The 5102-nt window shown below is 64.6% G+C and carries 3 protein-coding genes; all 3 read left to right on the forward strand.

Features of this window, described 5'->3' with window-relative positions:
* The first annotated feature begins 612 nt into the window (after window positions 1-612).
* The 3 genes from ABZS69_RS66800 to ABZS69_RS66810 all read left to right on the forward strand — a co-directional run bounded on the left by ABZS69_RS66800 (window position 613) and on the right by ABZS69_RS66810 (window position 4750).
* Window positions 613-4197: a WD40 repeat domain-containing serine/threonine-protein kinase gene (locus ABZS69_RS66800; protein WP_355395541.1), complete on the forward strand. Its 3585-nt coding sequence runs from the start codon at window positions 613-615 to the stop codon at window positions 4195-4197.
* Between the two features lie 64 nt (window positions 4198-4261).
* A complete protein-coding gene (locus ABZS69_RS66805) occupies window positions 4262-4426 on the forward strand; it encodes a hypothetical protein (RefSeq protein WP_355395543.1) in 165 nt (54 codons plus the stop codon).
* A 147-nt stretch (window positions 4427-4573) separates the two neighbouring features.
* Window positions 4574-4750, forward strand: a complete 177-nt coding sequence (locus ABZS69_RS66810; protein WP_355395546.1) for a tyrosine-type recombinase/integrase — start codon at window positions 4574-4576, stop codon at window positions 4748-4750.
* Window positions 4751-5102: the final 352 nt, after the last annotated feature.

The raw sequence follows: 5102 nt of genomic DNA on the forward strand, positions 1-5102 counted from the left end.
TGAAGACGGTCGAGAATCGAGAAAGTGCAGGTCGGATGGGGTGTGAGGTGGTAGGGCGCCCGGGGCTCGAACCCGGAACCTACGGATTAAAAGTCGACAGACATTATGCCGAGCCATGCCGCACTGCGGCTCTAAGTGTCGCTCTGTCTCCGAATGCCGCTTTCAAAATGCCCAAGAATGCCGCCCGGTGCCATGCCATATCAGGTGCCGACGAGCATCCAACGAGCAACCACGGACCGGACAGCATCCCTTGACCATTCTCACTTTGCATTCAATTGGCCAGTTGGGACGGCTTGATCCGTACCCGGCGGATCCGGTGTGCTGTCAACGGTCGGGCTGAGCGTCGCTGTGTACCGTACCCGATCCGATTGCTGATCCGGAGTGATTCGTCGACACGCCGGCGAGAAAGGCTCAGCGAAGTCCTCGACGGGTAACGTGCCGCTGACCTGCGTGGGCAGAGTTTCGACAGGCGCAGTCGCGAACTCCTTGATCATGTGCCCGTCTACAACGAAGCCACGCGTTTGCCCTGCTGGCCGACGCGATCCGTACGGGAACCTTCGGGGCGCTATACCAGCAACAAAAGGACGATACCACGCATCTAACTTGTCGATCATGTCCCTTGAATGGAGGGTGCGGCTTTTGGCAGCGCCATTGGCATCGAGCGACCCGCGCCAACTCGGCGCGTACTGGCTGGCCGGACGCCTCGGCGCGGGTGGGCAGGGCGTGGTGTACGAGGGGTATGACGACGCGGGTGAAAGGGTCGCGGTCAAGGCGCTGCACGCCAACTATTTGACCGACGCCTATCGCAACCAGTTGCGACGTGAGGTCGCAGCACTCAGCAGAGTCGCGCCCTTCTGCACTGCGCGGATCATCTCCGCTGACCTCGTCCACAATCCGCCCTACCTGGTCAGCGAGTACGTCGCTGGACCCGACCTGCAGAGCTGGGTCGACGAGAAGGGACCTTATAGGGCTGAGGAGCTTCTCCGACTGGCCATCGGGATCGTCACAGCGCTGTCCTCGATCCACCAGGCCGGGGTCATGCACCGTGACCTCAAGCCGGCCAATGTCCTCATCGGACCTGACGGGCCACGCGTCATCGACTTCGGGATCGCCCGCACCGAAGAAATGTCTCGCAGCGCCACGGACCAACTCAAAGGCACTCCCCGTTGGATGGCTCCCGAACTGTTCCGGGGAGACCGAGCCACACCGGCCGTTGACATCTGGGCCTGGGGCACGATCGTGCTGTTCGCCGCCACCGGTCAAGCCCCCTTCAACGGAGACAACCTCTCCGCCCTCGCCTACCAGATCCTCAACCACCGGCCTGACCTGGACAGGCTGCCCCCGCAGCTCCAGCCACTGGTCGCCCAAGCCCTCTCCCAGGACCCAGCCGATCGCCCGACCGCTCCCGCCCTGCTCGCCGGACTGCTCGGCCTGCCGGGTGGTGACGGCCACACTGCGCTCGCCGCGGGACAGCGGGCCGCCGACCACGACAGGGTCGGGGTGGACGATGATCCCACGCTGGGGGAGACCGCCGAGAAGGTGTTCGTGGAGCGCACCGCCGAGGAGCAGACGTTGGTTCCCCGCCTGCTGCTTCGGATGATCACCTCGTTCCCTGACGCGCAGCACACACTCCGCAAGGTCCCGTACGCGGAGTTCCACGACGGCGAGTTCGACGATCGGACCCTCCAGAGGCTGCTGGAGGCCTTGTGTGCTGGAGGCTTGGTCGCCCGGAAGGGCGCGGTGTTCACGCTGGCGACACCTGCACTCATCCGTGCGTGGCCGAGGCTGCGGGCCTGGGTGAACGGCGATCGCGGGGCGCTGAACGCCCACCACGAGCTGGCGGAGGCGACACGGAACTGGATCGAGCACGGACGCAAGACCGGCGATCTGTTACAGGGCAGCAAGCTCGACAGGGCTGTCGGTTGGATAGCCGGAGGCCTGCGGCATCTCCGGCTCAATGTGATGGAACGCGCTTACCTGGACGCCTCGGCCAAGGCGGCCGAACGCCGACGGCGTAACCGGACCCTACTGAGCGCGGTACTCGCCGCCCTGCTGATGGTGGCGACCGGCACAGCCGCACTGGCGATCTACCAGGGATCAGAGCTGTCCGACAAGAACGAGACAGTTTCCCGACAGCTTGAGGCGTCCGTCGGCAGCCGTGTCGCGGGAGTCGCGACCGCGCTGCGCCGTACCGACCCGACAGCGGCCAAACAACTGGCGATAGCGTCGGGAGCCCTCTCACCCGACGGATTCGATAGCCGTAGCGCCCTCGTGACCACCTACAACCAGTGGGAGAGCCACTACTACAGGCCACCCCTGGCCGCGAACTCGATCTGGAGAGTCGCCCGCACCGGGCACCTAGTCGCGTATTTCAGGCGCGAAGCGAACACGATCAAGCTTGTGGATCTGGATGCCCGCAAAGTGGTCTCGGAGTTCGCGGTTCCCGGAGCCCCGATCTTCGACGTGACGTTCAGCGGGGACGGACGCCTGCTCGGGGTCATACACGCAGACGGGACGACCGGCATCTGGGACACCACGACCATCCGGCAGATTCCGAAGTCGCTCGATGTGGGAAACCCCGAAGGGGCCGAGACGTTTCTCAGCGAGAAGGGCAACTTCCTCGTCTCCGCGTCCAACAAAAACAAGGTCATCAGGGCGTGGGATCTCCGGACGGGACAGCGCGTCCTGCGGATCCCGGTCGCCTCGTGGTTCAACGTGGAGACCTCGCCGGACGAGCGAGTTCTCGCCTGGAACGGCGAGACCCGCTTCGAGACCTGGGATGTGAGGACCGGGAAGCGATTGCACTCTCAGCCGATCGGCAAAAATGTCCTCGTCAGCTCCTTGAGCTACAGCCCCAATGGCAAGATCCTCGCCATCCGGAAGAACAAGCACATCGTGCTTCGCCTCCTCAATGAGAACGACGAGATCGAATACACGATCCCCAAAGCGGAACCCAACATCAACGAGGAGATCTTCTTCAGTCCCGACAGCCGCCTCGTCGGCATCGACGGCGTGATCTGGTCGCTGGGCAGCGGCCTCGGTCCGGTCTGGTGGTACTCCGACCCGAGCTGCCACGACCAGGTCATCGGGCCCGACGGCCGCACCCTTCGCTGCTTCGCAAAGGACGGCACCGCCAAGTTCATCTCGCTGCGCGCCGTCACGGACACGGTGGCCTTCTCGTTCGGCAGGAACTCAGCTGCGCTCAGCGAGGACGGGTCGACACTCGCACTTGGTGCCCACCGCAAGCTGGAGATCTGGGATCCGGCCAGGCGCGTCAAACGCACAGAACTGCCGATCACCTCAGCAGACGGGACCAGCGACGGCTTCTACACACTGTCCCGGGACGGCAAGCTGCTCGCCAGCCTCCGCAAGGACCTCTCCATCGAGATCTGGGACGTCGCTCAGAGCGCCAAGCGCACTACACTCAAGGTCGACAACACGGGAGCGGCAACCTTCCGCCTAAGCGGCCAAGTGCAGTTCTCGCCCGATGGCCGTACCCTGGCAGTCGCCTTTTCCGGCGGTACGAAGACGGGCACCATCCTGCAGCTGTGGGACGTGACGACAGGCGCCAAACGGTTCCAGGTCGATGGGCGGCAGGCCGCCTCGCTGGACCTCGGCTTCGGCTTCCCTCGCCCGCTGTTCTCACCGGACGGCAAGACCATCATCGCCGGTCAGGACCTGGGCGTAATCGAAACCGCCACCGCGCGAACCTTGCTGCCCGCCAACGGCGCTCCGAACACCGGCGAGGCGATCAGCAAGAACTTCATCGCCGACTGGGGCGACACTGAGATCACCATCCTGGACGCCTCGACCCTCCAGTCGAAGTTCACCGTCCGCCCCGGCACCCAACTGGGCTATAACCCCCTCATGGCTTTCTCCCCCGACGGCCGGGTCCTCGCCAGCTCAGACAAGACGGGACAGATCCAGCTATGGGACATGGCCAACCGTCGCCCCTTCGGCCTCCCTCTCACCGGATTCTTCATGCCCAAGGACACCCCCGAGCCCCACCCGGTCACTGCCCTGGCCTTCTCCGCCGACGGATCCACGATCTTCAGCACCGACGACCAAGGCCGTCTCCGCACCCACCTCATAGGCTCCGCCCAGATCAGGAAGGCGCTCTGCCGGGATGTCGGCTCACTGCCCCCCGACGAGTGGAAGACCTACATCCCTGAACTCCCCTATCGCCGCACGTGCTGATCGCCAACGTCAGGATGCCCGAAGAAATCGTCCGCAGCACCCCACAAACGGCGAGTGGCCCGCGGTGGCGGTGTGGACCGCCGAGCAGTTGGCCGAGTTCCTCGCCTTCGCCCGCGGCGATCCGCTGTATCAGCTGTGGCAGCTGATCGCGTTGCGTGGCCTGCACCGCGGCGAGGCAGCCGGTCTGTGCTGGTGGACCTGGACCTCGACCGGCGGGAGCTCACCATGAGCCGGCAGCTGGTGCACACCGACGACGGGCTGATCGCCTGCCCACCGAAAACCGCTGCCAGCCGACGGATCGTCGCGCTGAACTCAGAGACGGTTCGGCTACTGCGCAGCCACCGCGGCGGGACTACCTCGCGTCCGGTTCCACCAGCTGGTACGAGCCAGCGACTTGCCACCGATTCGGCTGCATGACCTGCGGCACGGTACGGCAACTCTCGCCCTGGCCTCGGGCTCGGATCTGCGGGTGGTGCAGGGCACACTGGGGCACGGCAGCATCGTGGTGACCTCAGACATCTACACCTCGGTGCTGCCGGACGTGTATCACTAGTCCGCCCAGGCCATCGCGCGGCTAGTCCTGTCCAGCACCCGCAAGACCGCTCGGAAGACCCGCAAGCTGGCGGCCTGACACCTGTGACCCAGGTGTGACCCATATGTGTCTCACGATCAGCAAGAAACCTTCCCGTACAGGAAGAAGTTGCAGGTCATGGTGGTAGGGCGCCCGGGGCTCGAACCCGGAACCTACGGATTAAAAGCTATCGAATCGTGCCTCATTGTGTCGCTGCGCCATGTATTGCCCGCACACGATGTCAACGGCCATGAGGATCCCCAGGTAGGTGGACTTGGGTTCTCTCAGCTGGTGGCCACCAGAAATCCATGCTGATGGCCGGGGTGGTCCTGAT

The sequence above is a fragment of the Nonomuraea sp. NPDC005650 genome (genome assembly GCF_040605375.1).
Taxonomy (GTDB): Bacteria; Actinomycetota; Actinomycetes; order Streptosporangiales; family Streptosporangiaceae; genus Nonomuraea.